The 25,398-nt window shown below is 69.4% G+C and carries 22 protein-coding genes; 10 read left to right on the top strand and 12 right to left on the bottom strand.

The window, feature by feature from the left end:
* Positions 1–102 precede the first annotated feature (102 nt).
* The 4 genes from rplI to rpsF all read right to left on the bottom strand — a co-directional run bounded on the left by rplI (position 103) and on the right by rpsF (position 1,822).
* Positions 103–549 (bottom strand): 50S ribosomal protein L9, encoded by a 447-nt coding sequence (rplI, locus tag AB0O28_RS04110; protein ID WP_363636027.1) that lies wholly within the window; start codon positions 547–549, stop codon positions 103–105.
* A gap of 19 nt (positions 550–568) precedes the next feature.
* A complete protein-coding gene (gene rpsR, locus AB0O28_RS04105) occupies positions 569–805 on the bottom strand; it encodes a 30S ribosomal protein S18 (RefSeq protein ID WP_030508621.1) in 237 nt (78 codons plus the stop codon).
* A gap of 85 nt (positions 806–890) precedes the next feature.
* On the bottom strand, positions 891–1,430 hold the full coding sequence (locus AB0O28_RS04100) for a single-stranded DNA-binding protein (RefSeq protein WP_363636025.1): 540 nt from the start codon (positions 1,428–1,430) through the stop codon (positions 891–893).
* 101 nt (positions 1,431–1,531) lie between these two features.
* Positions 1,532–1,822, bottom strand: a complete 291-nt coding sequence (gene rpsF, locus AB0O28_RS04095; protein WP_030508619.1) for a 30S ribosomal protein S6 — start codon at positions 1,820–1,822, stop codon at positions 1,532–1,534.
* 184 nt (positions 1,823–2,006) lie between these two features.
* On the opposite strand from rpsF, the gene AB0O28_RS04090 reads away from it, so the two are divergent.
* Complete coding sequence (locus tag AB0O28_RS04090) at positions 2,007–2,339, top strand: hypothetical protein (RefSeq protein ID WP_363636022.1); 333 nt, start codon at positions 2,007–2,009, stop codon at positions 2,337–2,339.
* A gap of 11 nt (positions 2,340–2,350) precedes the next feature.
* On the opposite strand, the gene AB0O28_RS04085 is transcribed toward AB0O28_RS04090, so the two are convergent.
* The gene (locus AB0O28_RS04085) at positions 2,351–2,527 is read right to left on the bottom strand and encodes a hypothetical protein (RefSeq protein WP_363636020.1); all 177 of its coding nucleotides are present in this window, start codon (positions 2,525–2,527) and stop codon (positions 2,351–2,353) included.
* A gap of 179 nt (positions 2,528–2,706) precedes the next feature.
* On the opposite strand from AB0O28_RS04085, the gene AB0O28_RS04080 reads away from it, so the two are divergent.
* Entirely contained in the window at positions 2,707–3,495 is a 789-nt protein-coding gene (locus AB0O28_RS04080; RefSeq protein WP_363636018.1) for a deoxyribonuclease IV, read from the top strand.
* 43 nt (positions 3,496–3,538) lie between these two features.
* Here the strand turns inward: AB0O28_RS04080 and AB0O28_RS04075 are convergent, their stop codons facing one another.
* From AB0O28_RS04075 to AB0O28_RS04060, 4 genes are all read right to left on the bottom strand, one after another.
* Positions 3,539–4,774 (bottom strand): glycosyltransferase family 87 protein, encoded by a 1,236-nt coding sequence (locus AB0O28_RS04075; protein WP_363636016.1) that lies wholly within the window; start codon positions 4,772–4,774, stop codon positions 3,539–3,541.
* Positions 4,775–4,889: 115 nt separating this feature from the next.
* Complete coding sequence (locus AB0O28_RS04070) at positions 4,890–6,254, bottom strand: glycosyltransferase 87 family protein (RefSeq protein ID WP_363636014.1); 1,365 nt, start codon at positions 6,252–6,254, stop codon at positions 4,890–4,892.
* Positions 6,255–6,370: 116 nt separating this feature from the next.
* The gene (locus AB0O28_RS04065) at positions 6,371–8,995 is read right to left on the bottom strand and encodes a transglycosylase domain-containing protein (RefSeq protein ID WP_363636012.1); all 2,625 of its coding nucleotides are present in this window, start codon (positions 8,993–8,995) and stop codon (positions 6,371–6,373) included.
* 459 nt (positions 8,996–9,454) lie between these two features.
* On the bottom strand, positions 9,455–9,838 hold the full coding sequence (locus AB0O28_RS04060) for a DUF5318 family protein (protein ID WP_363636010.1): 384 nt from the start codon (positions 9,836–9,838) through the stop codon (positions 9,455–9,457).
* A gap of 125 nt (positions 9,839–9,963) precedes the next feature.
* On the opposite strand from AB0O28_RS04060, the gene AB0O28_RS04055 reads away from it, so the two are divergent.
* Both AB0O28_RS04055 and AB0O28_RS04050 read left to right on the top strand, forming a co-directional pair.
* On the top strand, positions 9,964–10,602 hold the full coding sequence (locus AB0O28_RS04055; protein WP_363636008.1) for a helix-turn-helix transcriptional regulator: 639 nt from the start codon (positions 9,964–9,966) through the stop codon (positions 10,600–10,602).
* Between the two features lie 13 nt (positions 10,603–10,615).
* A complete protein-coding gene (locus AB0O28_RS04050; protein ID WP_363636006.1) occupies positions 10,616–11,695 on the top strand; it encodes an inositol-3-phosphate synthase in 1,080 nt (359 codons plus the stop codon).
* 119 nt (positions 11,696–11,814) lie between these two features.
* Here AB0O28_RS04050 and idi read toward each other — a convergent pair whose 3' ends face one another.
* Entirely contained in the window at positions 11,815–12,414 is a 600-nt protein-coding gene (gene idi, locus AB0O28_RS04045) for an isopentenyl-diphosphate Delta-isomerase (protein WP_363636004.1), read from the bottom strand.
* A 101-nt stretch (positions 12,415–12,515) separates the two neighbouring features.
* On the opposite strand from idi, the gene AB0O28_RS04040 reads away from it, so the two are divergent.
* The 3 genes from AB0O28_RS04040 (at position 12,516) to AB0O28_RS04030 (ending at position 17,581) form a co-directional block, all read left to right on the top strand.
* Entirely contained in the window at positions 12,516–13,814 is a 1,299-nt protein-coding gene (locus AB0O28_RS04040; protein WP_363636002.1) for an MFS transporter, read from the top strand.
* 186 nt (positions 13,815–14,000) lie between these two features.
* Positions 14,001–16,049 (top strand): vWA domain-containing protein, encoded by a 2,049-nt coding sequence (locus AB0O28_RS04035; RefSeq protein ID WP_363636000.1) that lies wholly within the window; start codon positions 14,001–14,003, stop codon positions 16,047–16,049.
* Positions 16,049–17,581 carry an extracellular solute-binding protein gene (locus tag AB0O28_RS04030; protein WP_363635998.1) on the top strand — a complete coding sequence of 511 codons (1,533 nt, stop codon included), beginning with the start codon at positions 16,049–16,051 and terminating at the stop codon, positions 17,579–17,581. Before AB0O28_RS04035 ends, AB0O28_RS04030 begins: the two co-directional genes overlap by 1 nt.
* Before the next feature lie 58 nt (positions 17,582–17,639).
* Here the strand turns inward: AB0O28_RS04030 and AB0O28_RS04025 are convergent, their stop codons facing one another.
* Entirely contained in the window at positions 17,640–18,905 is a 1,266-nt protein-coding gene (locus tag AB0O28_RS04025; RefSeq protein ID WP_363635996.1) for an adenosylmethionine--8-amino-7-oxononanoate transaminase, read from the bottom strand.
* Complete coding sequence (locus tag AB0O28_RS04020) at positions 18,906–20,339, bottom strand: CCA tRNA nucleotidyltransferase (protein ID WP_363635994.1); 1,434 nt, start codon at positions 20,337–20,339, stop codon at positions 18,906–18,908.
* Between the two features lie 142 nt (positions 20,340–20,481).
* Here AB0O28_RS04020 and AB0O28_RS04015 point away from each other — a divergent pair, with 142 nt between their 5' ends.
* The 3 genes from AB0O28_RS04015 to murJ all read left to right on the top strand — a co-directional run bounded on the left by AB0O28_RS04015 (position 20,482) and on the right by murJ (position 24,987).
* Positions 20,482–21,018, top strand: a complete 537-nt coding sequence (locus tag AB0O28_RS04015; protein ID WP_363635992.1) for a hypothetical protein — start codon at positions 20,482–20,484, stop codon at positions 21,016–21,018.
* Positions 21,019–21,064: 46 nt separating this feature from the next.
* Positions 21,065–23,302 (top strand): hypothetical protein, encoded by a 2,238-nt coding sequence (locus AB0O28_RS04010; RefSeq protein WP_363635990.1) that lies wholly within the window; start codon positions 21,065–21,067, stop codon positions 23,300–23,302.
* Positions 23,303–23,388: 86 nt separating this feature from the next.
* A complete protein-coding gene (gene murJ / locus AB0O28_RS04005; protein WP_363635988.1) occupies positions 23,389–24,987 on the top strand; it encodes a murein biosynthesis integral membrane protein MurJ in 1,599 nt (532 codons plus the stop codon).
* Positions 24,988–25,398: the final 411 nt, after the last annotated feature.

The following is a 25,398-nucleotide window of genomic DNA, read 5'->3' as shown; positions in this document are numbered from 1 at the left end:
TCTTCACCTGAGGGGAATCACCCCGTCGCCGGGCGACTCGGAGAAGCGCGAAGGGCCCCTCTCCGGGAATGGAGAAGGGCCCTTGACGGACTGCGACGGGTGTCAGCCCGCGACCACCTCGACGTCGATGGTGGCGGCGACCTCCGGGTGCAGCCGGACGCTCACCTTGTGGGTGCCGACGCTCTTGATCGCGTTGCCGATCTCGATGCGGCGGCGGTCGAGCTGCGGACCGCCGGCGGCCTTGACGGCCTCGGCGATGTCGCCGGTCGTGACCGAGCCGAACAGCCGGCCCGACTCGCCCGCGCGGGTCTTGAGCCGCACCTTGAGGGCGCCGAGCTGGCCGGCGACCTCCTTGGCGGAGCCCAGGTCGCGGATCTCGCGGGCGGCGCGCGCCTTCTTCAGCGAGGCGATCTGCGACTCGGCACCGCGGGTCCAGCGGATGGCGAAGCCACGGGGAATGAGGTAGTTGCGGCCGTAGCCGTCCTTGACCTCGACGATGTCGCCCGGAGCGCCGAGGCCGGAGACCTCAGAGGTGATGATGAGTTTCATTTGTCCTGAGTCTCCCTTCTCAGCGCGCGGTGCTCGTGTACGGCAGCAGGGCCATCTCACGGGCGTTCTTGATAGCGGTCGCCACGTCGCGCTGGTGCTGGGTGCAGTTGCCCGTCACCCGGCGGGCACGGATCTTGCCGCGGTCGGAAATGAACTTCCGCAGCAGCCCCGTGTCCTTGTAGTCGACGTAGGAAATCTTGTCGTGGCAGAAAAGGCAAACCTTTTTCTTCGGCTTGCGAATTGCCGGCTTCGCCATCGTGGTGCTCCTCTCAGAGCCCCGCATGTCGCGGGAATGGTCGCTCGGTTGTGTTTACGGTTGGTGGGACCGGAAGGGCCCGGCCTCAGAAGGGCGGCTCGTCGCTGAAGTCGCCGCCGAAGCCGCCACCGCCCTGGGGGCCGCCGCCGAAACCGCCGCCACCGCCGCCGCCGAAGCCCCCCTGGGGGGCGGGCGCCGCGGTCGCCCACGGGTCGTTGGCCGGGCCGCCGCCGAAGCCGCCGCCGCCACCGCCCTGGCGCGTGGTCTTGTTGACCTTCGCCGTGGCGTTGCGCAGCGAGGGGCCGACCTCGTCGACCTCGACCTCGTAGACCGTGCGCTTCTCGCCTTCCTTGGTCTCGTACGACCGTTGGCGCAGCCGTCCCTGCACGATCACCCGCATGCCGCGCTGGAGGCTCTCGGCGACGTTCTCCGCCGCCTGCCGCCAGACGTTGCAGGTGAGGAACAAGCCCTCGCCGTCTTTCCACTCGTTGGTCTGCTTATCGAGGAACCGCGGAGTGGACGCGATGCGGAACCGGGCCACGGCCTGCCCCGTGGGGGTGAAGCGCAGCTCCGGGTCGTCGACAAGATTGCCGACGATCGTGATCTGGGTGTCGCCTGCTGCCATCGGTCGCTTTCGCCTTCCTATCCCGTCAGCTGAGCCGTTAAGGGCTCAGAGTACGGCCCGGGCCCGACAAACCGCCGGGCTTCGGGTCCTGCCAGTGGAGCTCAGTGGAGCTCGGGGCGGATGACCTTGGTGCGGAGGATGCCCTCGTTCAGGTTGAGCTGACGGTCCAGCTCCTTCACGGTGGCGGGCTCGGCGGTCAGGTCGACCACGGCGTAGATGCCCTCGGACTTCTTGGCGATGTCGTAGGACAGGCGGCGACGGCCCCAGACGTCGACCTTCTCCACGGTGCCGCCGTCGTTGCGGACGACGGTGAGGAACTGGTCGAGCGACGGCTGCACGGTGCGCTCGTCGAGGGACGGGTCGAGAATGACCATCATCTCGTAGCGACGCATGAGTGATCCAACCTCCTCTGGACTCTTGCGGTCACGACGCCTTGCCGTGACAGGAGGACCCTGCGCCTCGCGCCGGGCGGCCATGCCCCCGGCCCTTATCAGACGCAGTCGAACAAGGCTACCAGCCACTTGGCCGTACCCCGCCCCGAGAGTGAAACTGGAGGTCGGAGAGGGGGTAGGCGCGATGCGAAACGCCATCGGCCGAAAGAGGAAGCACCCCGTCCATCTCACGCTGAACACGGACGGCAGGCCGCACCCGCGGGAGAACATGATGACGATCGCGACGCTGGTGTGCGGCCTGGTGGCGTTCGTCACGGGCTTCATCGTGACGGCCCACATGATCGCGTCGTGGGTGGGCGCGATCGGGTTCTGGGGCGGCCTGTACGCCCAGTTCATCTCATCGACGACCAGGCAGCGTTCGCTGATCATCGTGGGGGTCGTGGGCTCGTTCGTGGGCGCCGCGCTGGGGATCGCGCACGGCGGCTTCTTCCCCCGCGGGTTCTCGTTGCGCGGCTGAGGAGCGGCTGCTCAGCCGCCGATGTGCAGGTCCACTCCGAGCAGCACGAGGAACCACAGGAAGACCGCGATCAGGGCCTGGGCGACCTGCTTGAGGAGGGTGGGGGTGATGTAGTTGTGGACCCAGGCCACGTAGAGACCGACGAGGATGTAGATGAGAAGGATGAAGCTGCCTAAGCGATATCTCATGCTCGTCTCCTTGACGACGAAGTAGTATCGCGCGCGGGTCTCGGGGCGCGTGCATCGCGACTGCCCTGGTTTGTGGCTTTGAAACGGCGCGTCCCCTTGAAACGTTCTTGGACAGCGCCTAAAGTTCGCCCTCCGCGTCCGGCAGCCCCATAAGCAGGCAAGCGATGGTGGAGGAACGCATGGACAGCCGCAGCGGCCGCCCGCGGATCGGGGCCCACGTCGACCAGGACGACCCACTCGCGCACGCGGCCGCCCGCAACGCCGACGTGGTGCAGTTCTTCCTCGGCGACCCGCAGGGCTGGAAGGGCCCGGCGACGCCCGCCACCGCCGACGCCCTGCGCGCGTCGGACGTGGACGTCTACGTGCACGCGCCGTACGTCATCAACGTGGCCACGGCGAACAACCGCATCCGCATCCCGAGCCGCAAGCTGCTCGACGCGCACCTCAAGGCGGCGGCGGCCGTCGGCGCCAAGGGCCTGATCGTCCACGGCGGGCACGTCAACGCGGGCGACGACCCGCAGACCGGCTTCGACAACTGGCGCAAGGTCTTCGAACGCACCGAGTGCCCGATCCCCGTGCTGATCGAGAACACGGCCGGCGGCGGCAACGCGATGGCACGCAAGCTGGAGCGGATCGCCCGGCTGTGGGATGCCGTCACGGCGGGCGCCCCCGACCCCTCGGTCGTCGGTTTCTGCCTGGACACCTGCCACTTCCACGCGGGCGGCGAGGAGCTCGCCGGGCTCGTGGAGCGGGTCAGGGCGATCACCGGCCGCATCGACCTCGTCCACTGCAACAACTCGCGGGACGCGTTCGACTCGGGGGCCGACCGCCACGCCAACCTCGGCACCGGGCAGATCGACCCCGATTTGATCCTGGAGGTCTGCCGGGCGGCCGGGGCGCCGATCGTGGTGGAGACGCCGTTCGAGGGCCAGGCCGACGACATCGCGTTCCTGCGCAAGCACCTGTAGACATCTGTCCACACCCTGTGGATAACTCTGCGGATTGAGAACCTCAGGAAGCGGGTACCGCCTCCTGAATGCCCCGCTCGCCCTTCACCCGCCGGGGCCTGCGCGTGGCGCGCCACAACTGCACGTACGACGTGACCGCCGCGGCCAGGACGACCAGGTTGCGCAGGACCAGCACGAGCGTCCCCGGCAGGGCGCCCGTCCAGCTGTAGTCCAGTTCGATCCAGGGGTACATGATCCCCGTCAGCAGGGCGGCGGTCATGACGAGCAGGGCGGCCGGCCGCTGCGCCGGGCCTGGCCGGTCGCGCCGCACCGACAGGATGACGGCGGCCACGCCGACCACCCACACGAGATACTGCGGCGACAGGACCCGGCTGGTGGCGACCAGGAAGAGCACGGTGGTGAGCGCGGCGTCGAAGTACGACCGCGGGCTCGGGGCCGCGCGCAGCCACCACACGCCGATCAGCGCCAGCGCCAGGGGCGTGGCGGCCAGGCTCAGCACCGTCGCGACGCCCACGCCGTCGCCCACGGCCTCCATCGCGCCGTGCTTGTAGGTGGTGTACCCGTCCCACCAGCCGAGGGCGCGGGCGAGCGCGAACGGCGTGGCGGCCAGCGACTCGATCTGCAGTCCCCGCTTCTCCTGCGCGGTCAGGAAGTCCAGCGCGTGCGGCAGGGTCAGGACGGCCGCGCCGCACCCCGCGAGCGCGACGACGAGCGTGGTTCCCGACGCGGTCAGCAGGTCGCGCCACCTTCGCAGGCCGGCGAGAAGTGCCACCGGCCACACCTTCACGAGGAGTCCGACGCCGATGAGCGACCCGCGCACCACCGGATTGGCCGACGCCGTCAGCGCGAGGACCGCCACGAGCGTGACCATGAGGTCGTACCGCGAGACGAGCACCGGGCCGAGCAGGGCCGCGCCCAGGGTCCACGCCCACGGGCCCGTACGGCCGCCACCGCGGCGGGAGGTCGAGAACCGCCACAGCAGGAGCAGGATCGCGAGGTCGCACAGCACCGCCACCAGGGAGAAGGCGACGTGGTAGTCCAGCGGCAGCAGACGGGGGGCGAGAATCGGCAGCGCCGCGAACGGCGGGTACTGCCACTTCTCGTCGCTTGCGGGGAACTCCCCCTCCAGCAGGACGTCGGACCAGCCGCGGTAGAGGGTGACGTCGTTCCTGAACGCCTCGCCGTGCCCTGTCGGGACGGTCTGGGTCGCGACCAGGAGGAGCGCCACCCGGGTCACCGTCCACATCAGCAGCAGGAGCCATGGTGGCCTCCGGCGCATCGCGTCTCCCCCGTTCCGTCACGCACACTCTCACGCGACGCTACGCGATGCCTCCGCTCGGGCCGTTCCCTGCCGCGCCGTGGCGGGCGCGAAATCCGATGTAAGTTTCATGAGCTCACGCCGTATCCGGCTGCTGCCGGACGCCCCGCGAGAGCAGGGAACGGCGCAGCACGAGACGGTCCTCGGCGTGGTCGAACACCCCGCCCGACGGGTCGTCGGCCTCCCCCTGGCGTACGACGTCGTGCTCGGGCCGCAGGATGTCGCGGACGACCAGCGCCATGAGGACGACGATGGTCAGCGCCCGGGCCCAGACCGACAGGAAGTACGGGTTGTCGCCGATGCCGAGGGCGGGCTCGCCCGTCTGGGTGACCAGGTAGAGCCAGATCGAGAAGAAGTACCAGCACTCGGCGACCTGCCAGGCGGCCAGGGCCCCCCACCTGGGCCTGGCCAGCACCGCGAACGGCACCAGCCACAGGACGTACTGCGGCGACCAGACCTTGTTGGTGATCATGAAGGCGGCCAGGGCGAGGAAGCACAGCTGCATCAGGCGCGGCCGGCGCGGCGCGGCCAGCGCCAGCACGGCGACCCCCAGCAGCAGCACCGCCAGCAGGGCCATGGCCATGGTGTTCAGCTTCTCGGGATCGCCGAGAAAGGCCAGGAAACCAGGCCTTTCCATGCCGAACCACTGCGTCTTCTGGAAGAAGAACCACAGCCCGCCCCAGTCGGCGCCGCGCTCGCTGCTGAACGCGTAGAACCGCTTCCAGCCCTCGAAGTTGACCAGCATGATCGGCACGTTCACCAGCAGCCACGTGATCGCCGCCGCGCCCGCGGTCTTCAGGAACGGCACCCACTTCGCCGTACGGGCCGTGAGCAGGAACAACGCGCCGAAGAACATCAGAGGGTAGAACTTCGTGGCCACGGCCAGCGCCAGCAGCGCGCCCGCGAGCCACGGCCGGTCCTTGGCCCAGGCCAGCAGCCCGCCGAGCGCGAGTGCCCCCGCGGCCAGGTCCCAGTTGATGTACGCGGTGAGGATGACGGCCGGGCCGACGGCGTACCAGAGGGCGTCCCAGCGGCGGGCCGGGCCGGCCAGCGCGGCCGTCAGCAGCACGCCCACGACCAGCGCGACGCCCATCAGGACCACGGTGACGTCGTAGAACACGATCCCGTCGCCGCCCGCGAGCCGGCGGGCGAACTCCATGATTCCGCCGATGCCGACCGGATATTCGACGGGATAGTCGACGTACGGGACCTTGCCCTCGTTGAGGTGCTCCGCCCAGAACAGCGGATAGATGTCGGTGTAGCAGAAGTTCGTGAACTGCCCGACACCGCCGTTCCAGGCCCCGCCGAAGCGGCAGGGATACTTCCACAGGTAGGCGAGGATCGCGCCGAGGCCCGCGAGAAGCCCGAGAGGCAGGTACGGCACCGCCCGCGCGGCGACCCCGGGCAGCGGGGCGGAGTCGTTCGTGGTCCGGGTCGTCATGCTCGGTATTGCACCATCCAACGCCTCGGCTTGGCGACTCCGCGCATGGATCGGCGCATGGAAGGGGCCCGCGGCGGGAGTCGCCGCGGGCCCCTTGCGGACCATCAGAAGGCGGATCAGGCGCCGCCTCTGCCGCCGCTCCTGCCGTTGCCGGAATCCGTCGGCAGGGCGGCCGGGGCCTGGTTGATGTTCAACGGAACGTCGTCGCCTCCCGGGCCGCCGTCCTGACCGCCGGTGTCCTGGTCGTCGCCGAGGCCGTCTCCGCTGTCGCATCCCGGGCCGCCGTCGTAGCAGCCGCCGTCGTCGGGGAAGTCGGTCGGGAAGTCGGTCGGGAACCCGGCGTCGTCCGGGGTCGGCGACGGCGAGGGCGTCGGGCTCGGCACGATGTTCTCCGGAGTGCCCAGCCCGGCCTTCGGCGGGAACTGCTCGACCGGCTTGCCCGCGAGCGCCTCCATCATGAAGTTCCGCCAGATCGTGGTCGGGTAGGTCGCGCCCTCGATGCCACTGCCGAGCGATATCTCACGGCCTTGTGAATACCGGTTGTTCGGGCCGTACTTCTTGCTCTTCTTCCCTCCGGGGGTCTCCGGGCAGTTCGCGTTGATCGGATCGACGATCTTGCCCGTCTTGGTCACGCACTGCTCGCGATACATGCCGACGGCGGTGGAGATCTGCGGCGTGAAGCCGACGAACCACGCTTCCTTGTTGTCGTTGTTCGTGCCGGTCTTGCCGGCCGCCGGGCGGCCGATGCCCTTGCCCCGCGCCGTACCCGACTTGAGGACCTCCTCCATGGCCGCCACGGAGTCGGCCGCCGCCTCGGGCGTGATCACCTGCTTCTCGTCCCGCCGCTCGGCGATGACGACCTCCTTGTCCTTGCGGACCTCCTTGACCACGTGGTAGTCGGTGTGCTTGCCCTCGTTGGCGAAGATCGAGTAGCCGGCGGCCTGCTCGACCGGGGTGACCAGGGCGCTGCCGATGGAGAACGCGTACTTGTGCGCCTTGACGTCGTCCTCCATGCGCTGCTTGCCGAGCCCGGCCTCCTCCGCGATCTGCTTCACCGCGCTGAGCTCCCCGACCGTGCCGTTGTCCAGGTCCAGCTTGTACGCCATGGACGCGAAGGCCGTGTTGACCGAGTCCGCGGTCGCCGTGGTGACGTTGATCGCCGACCCTACGTTGTGGCTGTTGCCGATGGGCTTGGTGCCCGGAAGTTCCTCCGGCACCGTCTTGTTGCCGGGCACGAAGCTGTTCAGGCTGTATCCGGCGTCCAGCCACGCGGCCAGCACGTACGGCTTGAACGCCGAGGCGGCCTGCTTGTAGGAGTCGAACGGTTCGTTCCAGTTGTCCTTGGTGAAGTCCTCACCGCCGTAGAAGGCGAGCACCCGGCCCGTCTTGGGCTCCACCGCGGCCAGACCGGCGTGGATCTCCTTCGGCAGGGCGTTGGTGGTGCCGATGACCGCCTTCCTCGCGGCCTGCATGAGCCTCTTGTCGAAGGTCGAGATGATCTTGTAGCCGCCGCTCCTGACCTGGTCGGGCGGCAGGTTCATCCGCGTCTTCAGCTCCTGCAGCACCTGGACGACCATGTAGCCCTTCAGACCGCCCAGCTCGTTGGTGTTGCCCTGCTTGACGGTCTTGGGGAACTTGGCGGTGCCCGGCAGCTTGCCGTACCTGCCGGGGTCGAGGGTCGCCATGGCGTTGACGACGTCCTTGAACCGGCTCTGCAACTGCGGGGAGTCGGCGTCGAGGGCCGGCGTCTGGATGCGCGCGGCGAGATAGGCGCCCTGCTCCGGCGTGAGCTGACCGACGTGCTTCTTGAAGTACGCCATCGCGGCCGCCTCGATGCCGTAGGCGCGCCCGAAGTTCACCGTGTTGAGGTACGTCAGCAGGATCTGGTTCTTGGGCATCTCCTGGTCGAGCTTGACCGCGACGAAGATCTCCTTGAACTTTCGCTTGATCGACACTTCCTGGCTGAGGCCGTCGTAGTAGTTGCGGGCCATCTGCTGGGTGATGGTCGAGGCGCCCTGGAGCTGCTGTCCGGTCGCGGTCATCCAGACCGACCGGACCATGCCGGGGATGGAGATGCCGGAGTCCTCGCGGAACGTCCTGTTCTCGATGGCGATGACGGCGTCCTGGACGTGCCGCGGCACCTTGTTGATGTCGTCCACGATGACGCGCGGGGTGCCGACCTTGGCGATCAGCGTCTTGCCGTCGTTGTAGTAGATGGCGCTGCCCTCGGAGACGGCGTCCGCCTGGGTCGCCTTCGGCAGCGGGGTGTTGGCGTAGGCCACCGCGATCATTCCGAAGGTGCCGACGGCCAGCACGGTGAAGGCCGCCACGAGGATCTTCCAGCTCGGCAGGAAGCGCTTCCAGCCCGTGCGGCGCGGCTTCTCGTCGTCCTCGTCGAAGTCGTCGAAGTCGCGCGGATCCCGGGGACCGCGACCGCCGGGACCTTCCGGACCCCCCGGGCCGCCGGGGCCGCCGGGACCGCCGGGTCCCCCCGGGCCACGGCCGCCCCGGCCCGCGGGCCTGCGGCGGCGGCCACCCGCCTGGAGCGCCTCGGTGCTCTGCCCGTCCGCGTCCCCGCGTACATCACGGGGGGCGTCACCGCGGAAGCCGCCGCTCGGCATGCCCAGAGCCTGCGTGCGCTCGTCGGCGCCGGGGACGCCGGGCCGGCCGGGACCACCCGGACCACCCGGACCGGCGGCGTAACGCGGGTCGCGGCCGGCCGGCGGGCGTCCGCCGCCCACAGGTCCGCGGGGTCCCTGCTGGTGTCCCTGCTGATGTCCCTGTGCGGGTCTCTGCGGGTGGCCCTGAGGGGAGCCCTGCGGGGAGCTCTGTGCCGGTCCCTGTGCCGGCCTCGGGGGCACGGCGTTCATGGCCGCCGTGTCCTCGAAGGCCGCCTCCCTGCGGCGCTGCTCCGGTCCTCCGGGCCGGGCGCCGCGGGGTGGCTGCGGGGCCGGGCCCCTGCCAGGTTGCCGCGGCGGACCTGGCTCGCCGTACTCGCCGTACTCGTCGGATTCCCGGGGCGAGCGACGACGGCGCCCAGGGCGGGATGGTCCACCGGAGCCCGAGGCGTCCTCGGGGCGGCCGGTCGGCTCCGGTCCATAGTTGCTGTTAGTCACGCGTCCTCGTCAGATGTTTCGGGGAGTTTGAATCGGCGTCGGCCGGCAGGCCGGCGGGCTGTCCTCCTGGAAGTGGAGGTCGCCCTACAGAGAGGGGCCCGGGGGATCGGCTGTTCCGAGGACGAACGACACCGCCAGGTGGTTCCAGGAACAACCTTGGCAGACCTCCACCACGTAGACCCGGAATTCGCGGTATTCCCGGGCCATCGCGGTGAGCTCGGCCGCCCCTTTCGCCTGGCCGGCCACTCGTCCTAGTTCATCCCCATATACGTATGTGACGTTGGTCACGTTCCGTCGTTCACATATGGGGCAGATGCGACTGGACGGCTCTCCGTGACAACGAGCCGCGCGCAGCAGGTAAGGATGGGCGTCGCACACGTCCCGCGCCCGCATGCGGCCGGCGCGGACGGACTGCACGGCCGCCCGCTTCGCGAGGCCGTAGTCCACGACCGACCGCTGTGACCACATACGGCCAGATTACGGCCCTTTGCGGAATCTTGCCCAACCGTTGACTCATTGCCATATATGACGCTCCGACGTATCCTGCGGATGTATCGAGTCGATACATCGGTCGGACACAGGGGGTGGTTCCAGTGACGGGCTCTCGTGGAGGTGTACTGGAGCTCGCCGTCCTGGGATCGCTGCACGAAACGCCCTTGCACGGATACGAGCTGCGCAAACGGCTCAACACGCTGCTCGGCATGTTCCGTGCGTTCTCCTACGGCTCGCTGTATCCCTGCCTCAGGGGTCTGCTGAACGAGGGGCTCATCGCCGAGGAGGAGCCCCCTGAGGACACGGTTCTCGGCCGCAGGTCGAAGATCGTGTACAAGATCACGGCGGAGGGCAAGGAGCGGTTGCAGGAGCTGCTCAGCCAGTCGGGGCCGTCCTCCTGGGAGGACGAGAGCTTCGGCATTCACTTCGCCTTCTTCCGCCATACGGAGGCGGAGGTGCGGCTGCGCATCCTGGAAGGCCGCCGCAGCCGCCTGGAGGAACGCCTCGACCGCGTCCGTGAGGCTCTCGCCCGTACGAGGGAGCGGTTGGACAGCTACACGCTGGAGCTCCAGCGGCACGGGCTGGAGTCGGTCGAGCGCGAAGTCCGATGGCTGAACGAGCTGATCGACTCGGAACGGCGGAGCCACTCGGCTCCCGGCGAGGGGGATCACCCCCCGGATCCCGCGCAAGCCGTACAGGAAGAGACCCAGAGGGCGGACACGCCCGAGGCAGATAGGTGAAGGAGCGAGTGCTATGGGTTCGGTGCGCGTAGCCATCGTCGGTGTGGGCAACTGCGCCGCATCGCTGGTACAGGGCGTCCACTACTACAAGGACGCGGATCCGGGCAGCCGTGTACCGGGCCTCATGCACGTGCGGTTCGGTGATTACCACGTCGGCGACGTCGAGTTCGTGGCGGCCTTCGACGTGGACGCCAAGAAGGTCGGCCGCGACCTGTCCGAGGCCATCGTGGCCTCCGAGAACAACACGATCAAGATCTGCGACGTGCCGCCGGTCGGCGTGACCGTGCAGCGCGGCCCGACCTTCGACGGGCTGGGCACGTACTACCGGGAGATCATCGAGGAGTCGGACGAGCAGCCGGTCGACGTCGTCCAGGCGCTGAAGGACGCCCGGGTCGACGTCCTGGTGTCCTACCTCCCCGTGGGCTCGGAGGAGGCCGACCGCTTCTACGCGCAGTGCGCGATCGACGCCAAGGTGGCCTTCGTCAACGCGCTGCCGGTCTTCATCGCCTCCGACCCCGAGTGGGCCGCGAAGTTCACCGAGGCCGGCGTCCCGATCGTGGGCGACGACATCAAGTCGCAGGTCGGCGCCACGATCACGCACCGCGTGCTGGCCAAGCTGTTCGAGGACCGCGGAGTGGAGCTGCTGCGCACCTACCAGCTCAACTTCGGCGGCAACATGGACTTCATGAACATGCTGGAGCGCACCCGCCTCCAGTCCAAGAAGATCTCCAAGACGCAGTCGGTCACGTCGCAGATCCCGCACGAGATGGCCAAGGCCGACGTCCACATCGGCCCGTCCGACCACGTGCCGTGGCTGGACGACCGCAAGTGGGCCTACGTCCGCCTCGAGGGCAAGTCGTTCGGAGACACCCCGCTCAACCTGGAGTACAAGCTCGAGGTCTGGGACTCGCCCAACTCGGCCGGCATCATCATCGACGCCGTCCGCGCGGCCAAGATCGCCCTCGACCGGGGCATCGGCGGCCCGCTGCTTTCGCCCTCGTCCTACTTCATGAAGTCGCCGCCGGAGCAGTACTCCGACGACGCCGCCCGCGAGGCCGTGGAGAAGTTCATCCGCGGCGAGGTCGAGCGCTGACGTCCGTCGCTCACGGCGTGTCCCGCCCCGGTTCCGCCTTGCGGACCGGGGCGGTCGCACGTCTCAGCGCGTCTCGGTGATTTCAGCGCGTCTCAGGAGCTCGCCCCTGGCGGCGGGTCTCAGCGGTTCGAGGTGAGCGGGCGCGCGGCGGGCGGCAGGGCCGCGGCGTCGGCCACCGGCCAGGCCAGCGGGTCAGGACCGAGCGCGACGAGCTGGGGCACCTGCAGCCGGGCCCAGGGCGAGATGTCCAGCTCACCGCTCATCACCTCGGCGGCGAAGCGCGTCCAGGGCTCCCACCGGACCTCGCCCACCTCCTCGGCGTTGGGCGTGGCCTCTCCCTTCACCACGGCCCGGTAGACCGGGCACAGCTCGTTCTCCACCGTCCCGTTGTCCATCACGGCCCGGTAGGAGAAGCCCGGCAGGATCAGGTCGACGGACTCGACGGCCAGGCCCAGCTCGAAGCGGAGGCGGCGGATCACCGCCGACGACAGCGGCTCACCCGGCAGCGGATGCCCGCAGCAGCTGTTGGTCCATGCGTCGGGCCAGGTCAGCTTCGTGCCCGCCCGCCGCGACAGCAGCACGCGGCCACGGTCGTCGAAGACATAGCTGGAGAACGCCAGATGCAACGGAGTGTCGGCGCCGTGGACGGTCGATTTGGGAGCGGTGCCGACCGGGTTACCCTCGCCGTCGACCAGGACGACATGTTCCTGTGAGGTCACTCTGCGAGAGTACGTGATCACCTTGATGCGAGTGAGACGTAGGGGGCTTTATCAGGGTTGATCCTGATGCTCGACTGTGATCGTCCGCGTAGGCTGTCGCCGTGTCGTACGTCTCCGATCTGCGGGTGGTCCTGAGGGGCCGCAACTTCCGGCGTCTTTTCGCCACGAGGCTCGTCTCGCAGTTCTCAGACGGGATCTTCCAGCTCGCCGTCGGCGGGTACGCGTTCTTCAGCCCGGAACGGCAGACCAACGCGGCCGACATCGCGGCGGGCCTCGCCGTGCTGCTGCTGCCGTACAGCGTCCTCGGGCCCTTCGTCGGGGTGTTCATCGACCGCTGGTCGCGGCGGCAGATCCTCGTCATCGCGCCGGTCGTGCGCGGTGCGCTGCTGATCGTGGCCGCCGGCCTCGTCGCCGCGGGAGCGCCGGACGCCGTCTTCTACGTGGCTGCGCTCGGCGTGCTCGCGGTCAACCGTTTCTTCCTTTCGGCCCTCAGTGCGGCGCTGCCCCACGTCGTGCCGTCCGACCAGCTGATGATGGCCAACGCGGTGACGCCCACGTCGGGCACGGTGATGACGTTCGTCGGGGCGGGCGCCGGCATCGTGCTCCGCATGGTCGCCGGATCGGGTGACGGCGGGGTGGCGGTTCTGCTGGTCTCCTCCGGCCTCGTCTTCGGGCTGAGCGCGCTGATCGCGCGGATGATGGAGCGCTCCCTGCTCGGCCCCGCGTACGACCCGGACCGCCCGCAGGCCCGCGAGGCCGTACGGCACGTGCTCACCGGCCTGGTCGACGGGGCGCGGCACATCGCGCACCGGCGTTCGGCCGCGGCGGCCCTCGGCGGCATCGCGACGCACCGCCTCATGTTCGGCATCTCGACGGCCGCGGTGATGATGCTCTACCGCTACAGCTTCACCACGAACGTCGACGACGCGCTGAAGGGAATCGCGCTCGTGCTGGGCGCGGTCGGCGCGGGGAGCTTCGCCGCGGTGGTGGTCACGCCGTGGGCCACCAAGCGGTTCCGGATCGAGACCTGGGTCCCGGTCATGCTGGTGACCTGCGGAGTCCTCGAGTTCGCGCTGTGCGCGACGTTCCAGCAGTGGGCGTTCGTGGCCGCCGGACTCGTGATCGGCGTCGCCGGGCAGAGCGTGAAGATCTGCGCGGACACCGTCGTGCAGCGCGACGTCGAGGACGCCTATCTCGGCCGCGCCTTCTCCGTGTACGACATGCTGTTCAACGGCATGACCGTCCTCGGCGCGGTGCTGGCGGCGGCGCTGCTGCCGCGCGACGGCAGGTCCTATCTCGCGCTCGCCGTGATCGGCGTCGGCTACGTGATCGGCGCGGTGGTGTACCGGCTGATGCTGCCCACGACCGTACGCAGGCCGCCGGTCCCCGCCGCCGACTGACCCCGGGGGCCGCGTCCCGCCAATCGGCGGTTGTCCGGGCAATTCGAAATCGGCCGTGCGTGATCGGCAAATTGGATCTGAACACAAGGGCGCAGAAGCCTTGACTGCTCGTTGAAGAGTTAACATCCTTCCCGAAACGATTCGCCGTTTTCATGTGGTCCGCCCTCCAGCGAACAGGCCGCCCTCATGTCCCCCTCCCCCTCGAACTCAGGAGAAGCTCCGGATAACAAGGACGACGCGAAGTCCCCGAACCGTCAGCCCGAGGTGACGCTGGCGCGGCAGACGGTGATCAGCACGGCCCTGACGATCCTGACGACCGGCGTGCTGAACAAGTTCATCACCCTGACGGACCAGGGGCTGTTCGGGTGGTTCGTCACGATGCTCACGATCGGTCTGATCGGAGGCGTCCTCCTGCAGCTCCCGGGACCCGCCCGCGTTCGCGCCTGGCTCATGCGCCGGAGCAGGCCGTCCGTCTCGGCGATCAGTCCTCGGCCCGAAGACGTCCCTCCACGCCGCCGTCAGGTCGGGCGGATACGCGAATGTCTTCGCCGCGTCTGGCCGCCGCTCGCCATCAGCTATCTGTCAGTGACCCTCGGGCTGGTCGTTGCCCTGATCGTGGTCGGGATTGTGAAGGTCACGCCAACTCTGTACCGGCTGGCCCTGCCACCGTCCTGCGCCGAGCCGCGAGAACTCTCCGTTATGACGGCGCCGGAAAACGTCGACGCACTGCGCGGAAAGGTCTCCGCTTTCATCGCCGAGACACGGGTGGACGACTGCGCCGCCTACCGGATCTCGGTGTTTCCCGCTCCGTCGATCAAAGGAATGATCCACGGATTCGACGACGGCTGGCGTCGCGACGACGCCGCTCAGTCGAACGAGCCGTTCCGGCGCCTGTTCGGACCGCGGCCCGACGCCTGGATCGCGACCAGCTCGGAGGAGGTGGATTTCGTCCGCTGTGAGGTGGGACGCCCTCAGGGCGCCGGGGAGAAGGAGTGCGGCGATGAGGACCCGGTGCGATTGGAGAAGCGATCGAGTGTGGCGAACGACCATCTGGCCATCGCGATGCTCGGCGAACGCGTCCCGGACCTGAAAGGGCTGCCCCCGCAGAAGGGCCTGGCCGGTGTGGTGAGGGCGATTCGCCGGGAACTGGACATGCGCCTTCTCTACCCTCAGCCAGGGCTCTCCTCGGCCGGTCTCATCGCGGCCGCGCAACTCGTGAACCACGAAGATTCCAAGGAAACCGCCGAGAGTGTGGCCTTCGACAACAGCGTCAACGCACTCCTGTGCCGATTCGAGGGGCTGGGAGGCAAGAAGAAGGACATCGCGCTGTTCGTCCCATCCCACAGCGTGCAGGACTATCCGGGCCGGAAGAACACGGGCGAGGGCTGCACCGGCACGAACGGTAACAACGCGGGGGCGCTCACCGAGGCGGAGGTGACCGGCCTGCCCGCCCTGGACTACCCCTTCGTCCACATCCACTGGCCCGAGGAGGACCAGGGGCGCAGCGACGCCATCGACGGGTTCGGTGCCTGGCTCGCCGGCCACAAGCTCTTCGACCGCCCCGCGCCCGGCAGGGCCTCGACGGTGTCTTCGGCGGCGCTGCGCGCGGCGGAGAAGCAGATCAAGGATCGGCTGCCCCCCGTCGATATACAGCTCCTGCTCGACATCTCCGGGTCGATGTCCGGATCACCTTCCGCGCTCCTGCTCACTCGTCAGGCGATTCCCGGCATCTGGCAGACGCTCACCGAATCCGATCGACTGTCGCTCAGCACGTTCTACCTGCACGAAGGCGTAAACGTCGCCCAGCCTTCTCCGAAACAGGGAGTCGACGATCTACACGAATTCATCACAGAAGTGGCGAAGGTGACCAGTAATGGTGCGGACGCGCCGATATCAGCAACGATCAGAAAGCTGGGGCCGCTGGTCAAAAAGCCGGCCCGCTCCCTGGTGATCATCACCGACGGAGGTCCCTTCCGGCTCGAGAAGGACCCTCGGGGGGCCGAACACGCCATCGCGCAGGCTCTGGAGCAAAGCCCGTCGATCAGGGACCTTTACCTACTCGTGCTGAAGCGGGACAAATGCGGCGGCATGGTCCCGGCGCCGGAACACCCGGGGAGACGGTCCAAGCACCTGGTCTGCGCCGAGGTCGAGAGCGGCTCCTCATCGTCCTTGCAGGCAGGGGACGTGGAGAACGCACTGATCGAAATGATTTCCACGGTGCGGGAGTGGTCCTGATGCCGGGGCGTCTGAAGCGGTGGTGGTCTCCGCTTCCGGTCTACCGGAAGTGGCTCGGGGTGGCCGGGTTCACGGCGGGTCTCCTCCTCGGGACGAGTCAGCTTCTCCCCGGCAGCCTGTGGACCGTCCTGTCCCCCTCCGCTTCCCCGGCCGTCGACCGCGAGAAGACCTGCTCCGGCAGCGGCGAAATAACCATCGCGACCGGGAACGACGTCAGCGCGGGAAGCTTCCGCAGGAACCTGATCCAGGACTGGAACAGGACTTCACTGTCGCGCGTCGCCAGGTTCGTCGAGATATCCGACTCCGCCGACGAAGCCCGGGCTGAGATGGCGGCGGCCGCCCAGTCGCACCGGTGTGCCTACGACATCCTCATCCTCGACGTCGCGTATGTGACCGAGTTCGCCAGAAACGGCTACATCCGGGAGATTGGCCCTGTCGGCGACGCCCAAGATCCGAACGGTTTCAGCCAGGACTACTGGCATCAATTCATCCCCAACGTGCTGAAGGCCACCGAGGTGGACGGCAAGCGGTATGCCGTGCCGTTCGCCTCCGACGCGCCGCTTCTGTTCGGCAAGACTGACCGGCTGACCTTCAAGGACTGGCCGGATCTCCTGCGAGATGCCGAGAAGCACGGCTACGCGGGGCAGTTCGGCGACTACGAGGGCGGCACCGTGAACCTCATGGAGGTGATCCTCTCCGGCGGCGCGAAGATCTCTGATGGTGAGCGTATCGTGCTGGACCGCTACCCCACCGAGACCAAGCAGGCGCTCAAGATGTGGAAGGGGTTACTGAGCCCTCCGAGACACGACGGAGACTCCGGCACTCCAGGGGGATCACCGCAGAACGCGGGCCAGTGCCAGGACGACCTCGCCCGTGGCTGCCTGTGGGGATTCACCGAGGAGAGCGGGATCCGGGCGTTCCGCGACAGCGGGGTGGGGTACATGCGGAACTGGCCGTTCGCGATTCCCCGGCTGGCTCTCGACCCGGTGATGCGCGGCCCGGGTGGAGCCCTCCGCTTCGACGTGGCGCCCCTGCCGCGCGGTGGGATCCTCGGCGGCTCCACCCTCGCCCTCAGCGCGGACATCTCCGAAGACAAGATCGAAGACGCCCGGCGCCTCATCGAGTTTCTCACCCGAGCGGACTCGCAGGAGATGCTGTTCGCGTGCGGCGGTTACCCACCGGTCGTCGAGAAGGCCTATGAATTCTTCCAGGCGGTCGACGATCGGCACACCTGCAGCGGCCTGCAGCGGCAGGATGGCCGGGACATCGTCGCGGAGCCCGGCTCGGAATTGACCTCTCCTCAGCTGAAGAACTTCGCGGCAAAGGTCCACGATGCCGTGACCAAGGCAGTGCAGCGGCCGGTCTCGTCCCACTACGCCTCCTTCAGTGAGACGTTCCGCACCTGCCTCCGGGGCGCGTTGATGAGCGACGTGGATCCGGAGGATCTGGACGTCGGCCGGATCGCCAGAGTTCTGCAGGATGCCCAGGCCGGACGCCGGTCGGACTCCGCGTGCTCGCGGCCCTCGGGGTAGTGACGACGTTCGAGCGCGGCCTTCAGCGGCGTGAGCGGCCGGCGACTGCCGGGTGCGCTCAGAGGGCCGCGGTGGCGGCCGTCATCGCCCTGGTGATCGTCGCGATGTCGTCCGGCGTGCAGGCGTAGGGCGGCATCGTGTAGATCAGGCGGCCGAAGGGCCGCAGCCAGACGCCGTACTCCATCACGATGTCCTGAATTTTCGCGACATCGACGGGCTCGTCGGTCTCGATCACTCCGATCGCCCCCAGCACCCGTACGTCCCGTACGCCGGGCGCGTGCGCGGCGGGGGCCAGACCGTCCAGCAGGGCCGCCTCGATGCGGGCGACCTCCTCTCGCCAGGGCCGCTCCGCGAGCAGGTCGAGCGAGACGCCGGCCACCGCGCAGGCGAGCGGGTTGCCCATGAAGGTCGGGCCGTGCATCAGCACGCCGACGCGTTCGGCCACCCGCGCGGTGCACAGCGTGGCGGCGAGCGTCATGTAGCCGCCGGTCAGCGCCTTGCCCACGCACATGATGTCCGGTCTGATCCCGGCATGGTCGCAGCCGAACATCTCCCCCGTACGGCCGAGGCCGGTGGCGATCTCGTCGGCGATCAGCAGGACGCCGTGCTCGTCGGCCAGATCGCGCAGCCGCCTCAGGTAGGCCGGGTGATAGAACCGCATGCCGCCGGCGCCCTGCACGACCGGTTCCACGATGATCGCGGCGAGCCGGTCGGCGTGCGCCGCGACGGCCGCGGTCAGCTCCGCCAGATACGCCTCGTCGGGTCCCGGCTCGACCGGCGGCCCAGGGCGGCGGCCGTAGTCGCCGGGCGGCGCCGGCGCGAAGACGTGGGCCGGGAGCATCCCGGTGAACAGGTGGTGCATGCCGTTGACCGGATCGCAGACCGACATCGCGCCGAAGGTGTCGCCGTGATAGCCACCGCGCACGGTCAGCAGCGCCGACCGGCCGCTGTGCTGGACCGCCATCTTGATCGCGACCTCGACCGCCACGGAACCCGAGTCCGCCAGGAAGACGCGGTCGAGCCCGGTCATCTCGCTCAGCCGGTGCGCGAGCCGTACGGCGGGCTCGTGGGTGAGACCGCCGAACATGACGTGCGCCATGTCGCCGGCCTGGTCGCGCACGGCCCGGTTCAGCCGGGGGTGGTTGTAGCCGTGGATGGCCGCCCACCAGGAGGCCATGCCGTCGACCAGCTCACGACCGTCGTCGAGGGTGATCCGCACACCGTCCGCCCGGCGGACGACGTGCACGGGCACCCCCGGCGGCACGGCCGCGTACGGGTGCCAGACGTGCTCCCGGTCCAGCCGGAGCACCTCCCCGGCGTCCATTTACAGAAGCCCGTTGTCGTGCGCCCAGGCGAGCAGGGCGTCCTTCGCGGCCTCCTTGCCGATCAGGCCCTGGTCCATGCGGATCTCCAGCATGTGCTTGTAGGCCCTGCCGACGACCGGGCCGGGCGGCACGCCGAGGATCTCCTGGATCTCGTTGCCGTCCAGCTCAGGCCGGATCTTGGACAGCTCCTCCTCCTCGGCCAGCCGGGCGATGCGCTCCTCCAGCTGGTCGTAGGTGCGCGACAGGGCCTGCGCCTTGCGCTTGTTGCGGGTGGTGCAGTCGGCCCTGGTCAGCTTGTGCAGCCGTTCGAGGAGGTGTCCCGCGTCGCGGACGTAGCGGCGCACGGCGCTGTCGGTCCACTCCCCCGTCCCGTAGCCGTGGAAGCGCAGGTGCAGCTCCACGAGCCTGGACACGTCGGACACCACGTCCTTGGGAAACTTGAGCTCGGTCAGCCGCTTCTTGGTCATCTGCGCGCCGACCACCTCGTGGTGGTGGAACGACACCCGGCCGCCGGGCTCGTTGCGCCGGGTCTTCGGCTTGCCGATGTCGTGCAGCAGGGCCGCCCACCTCAGCACCCGGTCGGGACCGGCCGTCTCCAGCCCGATGGCCTGCTCCAGCACGATCAGCGTGTGCTCGTAGACGTCCTTGTGCCGGTGGTGCTCGTCGATCTCCAGCCGCAGCTTGGGCAGCTCGGGCAGGACGTGGGCGGCGAGCCCGGTCTCCACCAGCAGCGCCAGCCCGGCCCTCGGGTGCGCGCCGAGGATCAGTTTGTCGAGCTCGTCGCGGATCCGCTCGGCCGAGACGATCTCGATGCGGCCGGACATCGCCGTCATGGCCTCGACGACCTCGGGCGCGACCGTGAACCCGAGCTGGCCGGCGAACCTGGCCGCCCGCAGCATCCGCAGCGGGTCGTCCTCGAACGACTGCTCGGGGCGGCCCGGCGTCCGCAGGCTCCTCGCGGCGAGGTCCTGCAGCCCGCCGTACGGGTCGGCGAACTCGTGGTGCGGCAGCCGGACGGCCATCGCGTTGACCGCGAAGTCGCGCCGGGCGAGGTCGCCGTCGAGCGAGTCGCCGTACATCACCTCGGGCTTGCGCGAGGCGGGATCGTACGACTCGCTGCGATAGGTGGTGATCTCCAGCAGCCAGCCGCCCTTGCGGACGCCGACCGTGCCGAAGTCGATCCCGATCGTCCAGACGGCGTCGGCCCAGTCCTTGACGATCTCCAGCACCCGCTCGGGACGGGCGTCCGTGGTCAGGTCGAGGTCCTTGCTCGCACGGCCGAGGAGGACGTCGCGGACGGAACCGCCGACCAGGGCCAGCTCGTGCCCCCGGGCCGAGAACAGCTCGCCGAGCTCGTCGGCGACCGGGGCGATCCGGCGGAACAGTTCGTTCACGGCGCGCTGCTGGCTGTCGCTCAGATTTGAAACGGACAAGGCTGGGTAGGTCCTTCGGTCACGGAACAGAAACTCTCCCCCGATGGCCCAGGTGTTCGGGTGTCACCCAGGGGAGACACACCTAGCGATCACCAGGCCACGAACGGTTCGGGGGCGCTGGACGACGCAAGGAGCACACGAGATGAAAGACGCTCTCGCGATTCACCGCTGGCTCCTCGCCCACCAGATCCACCATGAGATCGTACGTCTTCCGCGCCCGTTGACATGCTCGGACGAGCTTCCCGAGGTGCTGGGGGTCACTCCCGGGACCTGCGTGTGCGTATCGCTGTTCGAGGTGTCGGCGCGTGGAGGGACCCACGAGGTGGCCGTGGTGAGCGCGGTGGGCTCCTGTCCCGGGCCGGCGGCGGTGGGCGACGTCCTGCGCGCCCACAGGGTGACCCCCGCGTCCGCCTTCGCCGTCAACTCCGCGACCGACTACGCGCACGGCCTGGTCTGCCCGCTGCTGCTGCCCGACGACCTGACCGTCCTGGTGGACCAGCGCCTGTTGGAGCGCATCGATCCCGACGACTTCGTCCACACCGCGACCGGCGAGCGCCGCACCGCCTTGCGATTGCGCGCCATCCACCTGTTCGACCTGGTGGCGGCCAAGCCCGTCGACCTGAGCACCGGCCACAGGAGAGGTCTCGCAAGCCTGGTGAGTCCTATGCGGACCGCATAGCCAATAGCATTCTGGGCGTGCGCCGTACCTCACCGCCGGCCGGCACATGATCCGTAAGGCCGCGCTGCTGACATTGCTGACCGCCCTGCTCGCCTCCCCCGCGGGCATGGCCGGTACGGCTGTCGCGGCACCTCCTCCGGGTCGTGCCGCAGTTGCGGCTCCCGCCGATCCGCTCCTCGTGAGCGAGATCACCCCGGAGGTCGTGCGTGCGGCCGCCACGCCCATAACGGTCGCGGGGACCTTCTCCGGCACGCCCGGGTCCTCCGTGCGGGTCGCCGTCCGATACTCCCGGGGGCGGCCGTTCGCGTCCCGTTCGGAGATGGCGGCCTACCTGTCCGAGCAGGGGTACGGCACCACCAACTGGAGCACCAGAGTCCAGGCCACGCCGCTCGACCAATCGGGCAAGCTGCCCTTCCGCTTCACGGTGGCGCCCGAGGAGCTGGGCATGCCCCGGCCCGGCGTCTACCCCTTCGAGATCGAGGTGACCGACGCGGCGACCGGGCAGCGCCTCGGGATCGAGCGGACATTCCTGACGTACGCCCCCAAGGGCGAGCAGATCCCCAAGGTGAAGCTCGCGGTCGCCCTGCCGATCGTGGACCGGCCCCACCGCGCCGACGACGCGACGTTCATGGACGACGACCTGTCCGAGTCGCTCGCCTCCGGCCGCCTGGCCTCCCTGCTCCAGACCGCGCAGGACACCGGCGACGGCGTGACCTGGTTCGTGGACCCCGCCCTGCTCGACGACGTCCGTGTCCTGTCCTCGGGGACCCGCGACGTGCGCGGCACACGCAAGAACGCCGACCCTGCGGCCGGCCAGTGGCTGAACGGCCTGCGCAGCGCGCTGACGGACAAGACGGTCGTCGCCACGCCGTACGCCGACCCGGACGTGGCCGCGCTGGTCCACCACGGTCTCGACAAACAGGCCGCGGCGTCCGTCCAGCGCGGGGCCGCGCTCGCGAGCGAACTGCTCGGCCGGGAGATCCGCGGCACCACCGCGTGGCCGGCCGGCGGCAAGATCGACCGTGACGCGGTGGACGAACTGGCGATGTCGGGCGTGAAATCCGTGCTGCTGTCCGGGGACGCGCTGCCGCCGCGGGCCGCGGGACAGGACACGGCGCAGGACGCGACGCAGAGCGGACAGCCCGTCCCGCTCCCCGCGCAGGCCACTCCCGACGGTGCGGCCAGGCTCGACACCGTGGCGGAGGCCCCGCTCACCGCGCTGCTCACCGATCCCACGCTCAGCAAGGTCCTCGGCGGGAACGTGTCCGCTCCCGGCGCCGCCATGCTCGCGCGGCAGCGGTTCCTCGCCGAGACCGCGATGATCGCCTTTGAGCAGCAGGCCCAGCAGACCGGCCAGACCGGCCAGACGGGGCAGGGCGAGACGGCGACGGCGGCCGCGCGCACGGTCATCGCGGCGCCCGATTCGCACCTGTGGACCCCCGACCCGGCGTTCGTCTCCAGCCTCCTCCAGGCCGCCGCCGGCGCCCCCTGGCTGCGCATGACCTCGCTCGAATCGGTCAAGCCCGGCCGGACCGGCGTGCCGCGCGGCGACCTGACGTACACCGAGCGCGACCGCCAGGCCGAGCTGAGCCGCTCCTACCTCACGACCGTGCGCAAGCTGGCGCGCAAGGCCGACGCCGTGGCCACCGTCACCGAGGAGCACACGGACGTCTTCCACACGGCCATACTCCGGCTGACCTCCGCCTCCTGGCGAGGCGACGGCAAGCGGGCGGGCTCCTTCGCCGGCCAGGTGCAGAAGGCGATCGACGACCGCATCGACCACGTGTCCGTGCTCGACACCCCGCGCGCCGTCGCCGGAAGCAACGGCCAGGTCCCGGTCAGCGTGGCCAACAACCTGGACAAGGACATCCAGATCAAGGTCCGGGTCACCTCGGCCAGCAAGTCGCGGCTCGCCATCGACGCCGACGGAGGGGTCTACGTGACCCCCACCACCAGGATCCTCGCGGGGCGCAGCCAGCTCGTGAACGTGCCGGTGATCGTCCGCAACGAGGGCGGCGAAGCGAGCATCTCCGTACAGCTCCTCACCGACGGCGACGAGAAGTACGGCAAGGCGGTGCGGGTCGTCGTGCGCGCGACCGGTTACACCGGCATCGCCCTCGTCATCGTGGGGGCGGCCGTGGTCATCATGCTGGCCGCCGTGGTGATGCGCATCCTGCGCCGCAGGTCGCGCAAGGCGTTCCCGTTCGACGGGCCGGAGGACGAGGAGGGCCCGCCCGCCGGCCGGCCGGGAGCCGTCCCGGCCGAGCGCACCCAGTCGCCCTAGTCTGGGTCGCCGTAGAGTCTGGACCACCCCGAGACCCCGAGTGAGGCGGCCGCGCGATTCGGGCCGCCGTGAACCGAAGGACAACCATGAGCAGGATGCTGCGGGCCAGCGCGATCATGGCGGCCGGGACGATGGTCTCGCGGCTCACCGGCTTCGTCCGCACGGCGATGCTCGCCGCGGCCATCGGCACCCTCGCCCTCGGCGACGCCTACAACGCGGCCTACCAGATCCCCTACATCCTGCTCGACCTGCTGCTCCAGGGCATCCTCAGCGCCGTGGTCGTGCCGGTGATCGTACGGGCGCAGAAGCGGGACCCCGACGGGGGCCAGGCGTTCGAGCAGCGGCTGATGACGCTGGGCGTGGTGGTGCTGTCGGCCGTCGCGGTGATCGGCGTGCTGCTGGCCCGGCCGATCATGGAGCTCTACACCGCTTCGAACTGGTCGGAGCACAAGGTGGCGGTGGCCACCACGCTGGCCCAGTACCTGCTCCCGCAGATCGCGTTCTTCGGGGTCGGCTCGCTGGCCGGGGCGATCCTGAACACGCGGGACAGGTTCGCCGCGCCCATGTGGGCGCCGGTGCTCAACAACATCGTGGTCATGGGCGTCCTGGCCGCCTACTACGCCGTCGGGACGTCCGACATCGAGAAGGTGACCGAGCGCGACCTCACACTGCTCGGCCTCGGCACCACCGCGGGCATCGTGGCCCAGGCGCTGGTGCTGATCGTCGCGCTGCACCGGGCCGGGTTCCGGTTCCGCCCGCGGTTCGGGGTGCGCAACACCGGGCTCGGCGAGGCGGCCAGGGCGGCCGTGTGGACGTTCGCCTTCGTCGGCATCAACCAGATCGCGCTCCTGATCACCACCAAGCTCTCGACCGGCGCGGGCGCCCGGGCGCCGGGCGCGGGCAACAGCGCCTGGGCGTACGCGTTCCAGCTCTTCCAGCTCCCGTACGGGATCATCGCGGTGTCGGTGATCACGGCGATGCTGCCCAGGATGAGCAGGCTCGTGGCGGACGGGGACCTCGCCACGGCCCGCGAGGAGTTCTCCTCCGGGGTGCGGCTGGTCTCCTCCGTCATCGTCCCCGCGGGGCTGCTGCTGATGGTGCTCGGCCCGGCGGTCACCACGTTGATCTTCTCGTGGGGACACATGACGACGACCGACGCGATCTACATCGGCCACGTTCTGCAGGTGTTCGGCGTCGCGCTCATGCCGTTCTCGGTCTTCCAGCTGCTGCTGCGGGTCTTCTACAGCTTCGGCGACACCCGTACCCCCGCGATCATGGCGGGGGTGAACGTGGTCGTCAACGCGTCGCTCAGTCTCGTCGCCTACTTCACGCTCCCCGACCGGTACGTCGTCATCGGACTGGCGTTCGCCTACCTGATCACCTATGTCGTGCTCTGCGGCGTCGCGTGGGTGCTGGCCAGCCGGAAGATCGGCGGGCTCGGTGGCCGGGAGATCGTCGCCGGCCTGGGCCGGATGTACGCGGCGGCGATCCCGGCCGCCGCGCTGGCGCTGGCGATCCTGTGGCTGGCCAGGGAGATCACCCCGATCACCGCGGCGAGTTCGGCCGTGGTGCTCGTGGTGGGCGGCGGCGCCGGGCTGCTGCTGTACATGCTGGCCGCGCACCGGCTGCGGGTGCCCGAGGTCCGTTCCATCATTGGACTTGTCGCAAGCCGGGTAGGACGGTAAGAGTCCTCAAGAACGACCGGCAACTGGAAGGTAACCCGAAAGTCCGATTCGGACGTCTTCGATCGGGAAGGCGGGCACAAGCGGCACGGCACTAGCATGGTGCGCCAGGGAGTGTTGAGACACGACCAGGGAACGTCCCGCAGACCTTGCCCCACCGATGGATTCGGCCGGGCGGGCGACCGCGAGGCGGAGGAGGACCGGGCGGCGGCGCCGCGCGGACCGATTCCGGCCCGCGGATGCTCGTCTCCGGGGTCTCGCCGACCGGCGTGCTCCGCTCGGCGACCGCGGCAGGCAGGAGGTCTTAGGGGCGCGATCTGGAGTTTCGGACCGGCGAGCGGAAGCGGGAAGGCGTGGGCGGAACCACCCGGCATCGGCTGATGCATGCCGACGAGCCGCGGAGCGGAGCGGCCG

The organism is Microbispora sp. NPDC088329, assembly GCF_040685655.1.
In the GTDB taxonomy this organism is placed as follows: domain Bacteria; phylum Actinomycetota; class Actinomycetes; order Streptosporangiales; family Streptosporangiaceae; genus Microbispora.
This window is presented reverse-complemented; position numbering and strand designations above follow the sequence as displayed.